Source organism: Pedobacter sp., assembly GCF_045628745.1.
In the GTDB taxonomy this organism is placed as follows: Bacteria; Bacteroidota; Bacteroidia; order Sphingobacteriales; family Sphingobacteriaceae; genus Pedobacter.
The window spans coordinates 1-4,951 of sequence record NZ_JAZQPU010000353.1 but is presented as its reverse complement, the minus strand read 5'-3'; the positions used below and the strand labels follow the sequence as shown (position 1 = coordinate 4,951).

Genomic DNA, 4,951 nt, shown 5'->3' with positions numbered 1-4,951 from the left:
CTCGCATCATCTAAATTCAACAGAAATTTTCCGGACAAGATGTGAAGCTGATGTCTAAGTTTTAGCAACATGTTGATCTATTAAGTGTATAAAATCAACAATTCCACGGTAATTTTGTTTGTTAAAATAAAAGTTCCATTTTCTTTACCCAATTCAACGTTATGTACTTAATCTTTCCAAAACAAGCTTTATTGCTTTTTCAACTACTTGCTGTGGGTTTGAACTGAATTCAAAATTAACACGACTCGCAAGTATAGCGTTTATAGATAGTGCTTTATGTCCAAGGGTTTTAGCTAAGGCATAAATACCAGCAGTTTCCATTTCTAAATTGGTGATTCTGTTTGGACCTTGCTGAAAAGTATTCACCATTTCAATAAAATTGGGTACTGCATTTTTTGCGCGCACTTGTCTTCCTTGCGGAGCATAGAAACCTGGTGCGGTAACAGTAATTCCATGGGTCAAATCTTTACCTATAGTATGTAACAACCCCGGATCTGCCGCAGCTATATAAGGATGGATATTTTTTAAATGTGTAAAATGACTTTTAAGGTGATCTAATAAAAGGTGTTCCTCACCAGATAACTCTTGCACATAATAGTTCATCAAAGCATCTAAACCTATACCATAAGAGGAAGCTAAAATGGTTCCCATCGGTATATCCGGTTGAACAGCACCTGAAGTACCTACGCGGATAATGTTTAATGAAGTCAACTTTTCTTTTACAAGCCTGGACTCTAAATCTATATTTACCAGTGCATCAAGCTCATTGATCACAATATCAATATTATCTGTCCCTATACCAGTAGAGATCACCGTTAAACGCTTGTTACCCAATGTGCCAGTATGGGTAATAAATTCACGCTTTCCTTTTTTTAATTCTATGGTGTCAAAATATTTAGAAACTTCCCCAACACGATCGGGATCGCCTACGGTAATGATTGTTTCTGCCAGGTCTTCAGGTAAAATATTAAGGTGATAAATGCTGCCGTCTTCATTGACAACTAAATCTGATGGGGATAATTTGTTCATGTGCTGTTATTAAGCTTATACGGTTTTAATATATTTTGTCTTAAGGGTATCGATGCTTTCTAACCGAGCCAGGACATGGTTAAGTTTTGATTGCCTGATTTCAATTTCAATAACACAATTGGTGTCAAAATTTTGTGCGTGAATCACAAGGTCTTCCTCTTTAATCGTTTTCATCACATCATTCATACTTAAGTAGTCAAAAGAGATTTGGTAACAATCGTTGACTGATTTTTCTATACGTTTAGCCTGATGAAGGGCATCAATGGTAGCGCTCTTATAGGCATTGATTAATCCGGGTACACCAAGTAATGTGCCACCAAAATACCTGACCACTACGACCAGAATATTGGTGAGCTCATGAGATAAGATGGTGTTGAGAATTGGCCTGCCAGCAGTGCCTGAAGGTTCTCCATCATCATTGAGCCTGAAAATACTTCTATCAGGTGTTAAACGAAGAGCCCAGCAGAAATGCCGCGCTTTTGGATGTGCAGCCCTCAGTTTAGCGATGATGGGTTTTACCTGGCTTTCATTGGTAATGGGATAAGCAAGTGCAATAAATTTACTTCCTTTATCTCTAAAGATTCCCTCTGCCTCATTTTCTATGGTAATGTAAGTATCATCAAACAGCATACATTTGAGCTAAAGTGATTAGGATGATGGACCCTAAAGCCAAGGTAAGGCCCATATAATTGATTTTGCTGAATTTCTCTTTAAATAAGGTAATGCCTATGATGCTACCCAAGATAATGACACCCATATTCATTGCTGCAAAAACCGTGGAAGGATTCTGTGCCATGCTTTGATGTGCTTTAAGGTAAAAAAGAATATTTCCAAAATTAAACAAGCCCAAAATGCCTCCACAAAAAAAGTTGATCAGCGCAATCTTTTCTTTCTTTACCAGTACAAAGTAAAGAATAGATAGTAGAGAAATTACAAAAGCGATGATAAAGACGACAATTAATGAGCTTGTATACGGTACCGCTTGCGTTTGTGCTATCTTTTTAAACAAGACATCAATAATACCAAAGCCAACAAACACCATTATGGCATACCACCAATTACTGGATGCTGCTGCTGTATTTTGTTTTTTAAACAGGGTGAGCATGATGGCCGACAAACCCACTACAAGGCCCAATATTTTCAACCCGGTTAATTGCTCCTTAAAAATAAAGTAGGCAGCAAGTATGGGGATAAATAAAGATAACCTTTGTGCAATGTCACTTTTAACGATGCCTACATTTTTTATTGAGGCAGCCAGCACCCAAAATACCAAGGGCAGTAAAATGCCTAGGGAAAGGTGGAGGAGTGAAGGGGCCGCCACCAGGTCTTTCACCTGCGGATGAAAGAAAATAAAACCCAGAATAATGGCAAAAAAGTAGTTCCAGGTAACGGTTTGAATAATGTTAATTTGGTAACGCCGTGCTAATTTTAAAAGTACACCAACGGTAACACTGCAACAGATACTGATTAGAATGTAGATCATAAAGATGTCCAGTTTTTATAGATAATGAGTTTATCCAAATTAATTGGAAATACATCAGTGATTAAGCCGTTAATGACAGGCGCATGGACCCCTGTTGCCCAGTTTTTAGCAGAACTGAAAACTCTGGCTTCATCCCACAAACGTGAGGAAATAAATTGGTTGAGGATATTAGCGCCACCTTCAATGATCACCGACTGAATATCCATCAGGTATAATTGATAGGCTATTTTCTGGGGCAGGTAAAACTTCATATCTTCCATTTGGATATAATGGATATTTTGGTGTACCTCGGTTTTAACCTCATTAAAGATAATGGTTCGCGCTGCATTGTTATAAATATGTTTATCCAAAGGGATCTCCAGGTGTCGGTCGATAACGAGGCGGATTGGATTTTTACCTTCCCAATCTCTGGTGGTCAATTGTGGGTCATCGGTAATCACCGTCTGTTTACCTACAAGGATTGCATCTTCCTCCGTGCGCCATTTATGAACTATCTTTTTAGCAAGGGCAGTACTGATCCATTCTTTGGATGGCTTTAATGGAGCAAAAAAACCGTTTGCCGTTTGGGCCCACTTTAAGATGATAAACGGGCGTTGTTTTTCAATTCTTGTGAAAAAACGCCTGTTCAACTGTCTGCATTCGTACTCTGAAATACCTTGCACAACTTCAATACCTGCATTTTTTAATTTAGCTATCCCTTTTCCATCAACATCTGGAAATGGATCTTTATTGCCAATGACAACCTTTTTAACCTGGTGTTTGATTAATAGATCTGCACATGGTGGTGTTTTACCAAAATGCGCACAAGGCTCCAGACTCACATACACTGTAGCATCTTTTAAGAGCTGATTTGCCTGATCGCCATATTTTTGAATCACAGACTGAACCGCATTGACTTCCGCATGCGCCTGTCCAATTTTAGCATGAAAGCCTTCGCCGATAATTCGACCTGCTTTAACGATTACACATCCTACCATAGGGTTAGGGCTTACCGAAGCAATGCCTATTTGTGCAAGTTCCAGGCATCGTTGCATATATAATTCGTCTGTCATCAGCGCAAAAGTAAGGTATATTGTTTGATTTAGTTACTTTTGTAACACATGAATTTTAAAGCCTTAAAGCCGTATTTTACACAGGAAATAGCTAATTTATATGATAATGAAGAGGCGGAGTCGCTCTATTATATGGCTCTTGAGAAATTAACCGGATGGGGAAGGAGTAAAATTATCTTTAACCAGGAGCAAGAGATACAAACGACTGAGCTCAAATTAATTAAAGACCTTATTGTGCAGCTGCAGCAAGGAAAGCCTATTCAATACATACTAGAGGAAGCTCATTTTTATGGGATGACATTGATGGTCAGCCCAGCTGTTTTAATTCCAAGAGCAGAAACAGAAGAGCTGGTTGACTGGATCATTGAAGAAGTAAAAGGTATTCAGCCAGCGGGAAATCTTTTAGATGTTGGCACAGGTAGCGGCTGCATTGCCATTTCATTGAAAAAGCATTTACCAGAATGGAATGTTGCCGCATTAGACATTTCTGAATCGGCCTTAAAGGTTGCTGCCCATAACGCGCTACAAAATAAAGTCATTGTTGAATTTATACATGCTGATGTGCTGCAATTTCAAACAGCGCAAAAATACGACCTGATCGTCAGCAATCCTCCATATATTAAAGAGGATGAGAAAGAGCAAATGCATACCAACGTAATGGAGCATGAACCCCATAGCGCACTTTTTGTGAGCAACCAGAACCCTTTAGTATTTTATAAAGCTATTGCCGCGCTAGCGGAAAAAAATCTTAACGAAAAGGGTTATCTATTCTTTGAAATCAATGAATACCTGGGTCAGGAAACGGTAGAGATGCTAGCTGCTTATGGCTTTGAAAATATTGTTTTGAGAAAAGACATGCAGGGCAAAGACAGGATGATTTGCTGCAGAAAGAATGCTTAACTTCTTGGGTGGTATTGTGTAATAACAGACTGCAGATAATCTCGATCCATATGTGTGTAAATTTCTGTGGTGATAATACTGGAGTGGCCGAGCATTTCCTGTACCGCACGTAAATCTGCACCTCCTTCAACAAGGTGTGTAGCAAAGGAATGTCTAAAGGTATGCGGACTGATACTTTTAGTAATGCCTGTTTTTTCAGCCAGGCTTTTAACCAGGGTAAATATGGAGATCCTGGATAGTTTTGTACCCAATCGGTTGATAAAGATATAATCTTCATAACCTTTTTTTAATTTACAATGCACCCTCACTTCAGTGATGTATAAGGCCACCATTTTCAAGGCCGTGCTCCCCATCGGTATTATTCTTTCTTTATTTCCTTTACCTTTCACTTTTATATACTCTTCTTCCAGGTTTAAATCAGAAAGCCGTAGGCTGCAAAGTTCAGAGACACGCAGGCCACAACCATAGAGTACCTCAATCATTGCTT

Annotated in this window: 6 protein-coding genes; 1 reads left to right on the top strand and 5 read right to left on the bottom strand. The window is 38.9% G+C overall.

Features of this window, described 5'->3' with window-relative positions; all coding sequences use genetic code 11:
• Positions 1 to 159 precede the first annotated feature (159 nt).
• From ACR2F7_RS12960 to ribD, 4 genes are read right to left on the bottom strand one after another with little or no spacing between them, the layout of a single operon-like run.
• Positions 160 to 1,029, bottom strand: a complete 870-nt coding sequence (locus ACR2F7_RS12960; protein WP_432713979.1) for a nucleoside phosphorylase — start codon at positions 1,027 to 1,029, stop codon at positions 160 to 162.
• A gap of 15 nt (positions 1,030 to 1,044) precedes the next feature.
• The gene (locus tag ACR2F7_RS12955) at positions 1,045 to 1,659 is read right to left on the bottom strand and encodes an IMPACT family protein (RefSeq protein WP_432713978.1); all 615 of its coding nucleotides are present in this window, start codon (positions 1,657 to 1,659) and stop codon (positions 1,045 to 1,047) included.
• Entirely contained in the window at positions 1,649 to 2,512 is an 864-nt protein-coding gene (locus ACR2F7_RS12950) for an EamA family transporter (protein WP_432713977.1), read from the bottom strand. The genes ACR2F7_RS12955 and ACR2F7_RS12950 overlap by 11 nt, the downstream gene beginning before the upstream one ends.
• Complete coding sequence (gene ribD / locus ACR2F7_RS12945) at positions 2,509 to 3,564, bottom strand: bifunctional diaminohydroxyphosphoribosylaminopyrimidine deaminase/5-amino-6-(5-phosphoribosylamino)uracil reductase RibD (protein ID WP_432713976.1); 1,056 nt, start codon at positions 3,562 to 3,564, stop codon at positions 2,509 to 2,511. Before ribD ends, ACR2F7_RS12950 begins: the two co-directional genes overlap by 4 nt.
• 48 nt (positions 3,565 to 3,612) lie before the next feature.
• Here ribD and prmC point away from each other — a divergent pair, with 48 nt between their 5' ends.
• On the top strand, positions 3,613 to 4,464 hold the full coding sequence (gene prmC / locus ACR2F7_RS12940) for a peptide chain release factor N(5)-glutamine methyltransferase (protein ID WP_432713975.1): 852 nt from the start codon (positions 3,613 to 3,615) through the stop codon (positions 4,462 to 4,464).
• On the opposite strand, the gene ACR2F7_RS12935 is transcribed toward prmC, so the two are convergent.
• A partial coding sequence (locus ACR2F7_RS12935) for a tyrosine-type recombinase/integrase (RefSeq protein WP_432713974.1) occupies positions 4,461 to 4,951 on the bottom strand: 491 nt, incomplete at its 5' end. The genes prmC and ACR2F7_RS12935 overlap by 4 nt on opposite strands.

Coding starts and splice junctions, on each gene's coding strand:
- ACR2F7_RS12950 (WP_432713977.1), bottom strand. CDS start 2,512: ATGATCTACATTCTAATCAGTATCTGTTGCAGTGTTACCGTTGGTGTA.
- ACR2F7_RS12960 (WP_432713979.1), bottom strand. CDS start 1,029: ATGAACAAATTATCCCCATCAGATTTAGTTGTCAATGAAGACGGCAGC.
- prmC (WP_432713975.1), top strand. CDS start 3,613: ATGAATTTTAAAGCCTTAAAGCCGTATTTTACACAGGAAATAGCTAAT.
- ACR2F7_RS12955 (WP_432713978.1), bottom strand. CDS start 1,659: ATGCTGTTTGATGATACTTACATTACCATAGAAAATGAGGCAGAGGGA.
- ribD (WP_432713976.1), bottom strand. CDS start 3,564: ATGACAGACGAATTATATATGCAACGATGCCTGGAACTTGCACAAATA.